A 211-nucleotide genomic window follows, 5' to 3' on the forward strand; every position below is an offset into this window, starting at 1 on the left:
TTCGGCCAGGGGGATGAAGTCGCCGGGGCTGATCATGCCGCGCTGGGGGTGGCGCCAGCGCACCAGGGCTTCGGCGCCGACCAGGCGGGCCTGGTGGTCGACGACGGGCTGGTAGTGCACGAGGAGTTCGTTGCGGGCCAGGCCCTGACGCAGGTCGGCTTCCAGGTTGGAGCGGGCGTTGACGGCGGCCTGCATGTCGGGGTCGAAGAAG

Annotated in this window: 1 protein-coding gene; it reads right to left on the reverse strand. The window is 71.1% G+C overall.

From position 1 onward, the window contains the following. Positions 1-211 (reverse strand): EAL domain-containing protein (locus ASE28_RS03680; protein WP_057264769.1); only part of this gene is annotated, 211 nt, incomplete at both ends.

Source organism: Acidovorax sp. Root219 (genome assembly GCF_001428665.1).
In the GTDB taxonomy this organism is placed as follows: domain Bacteria; phylum Pseudomonadota; class Gammaproteobacteria; order Burkholderiales; family Burkholderiaceae_C; genus Acidovorax.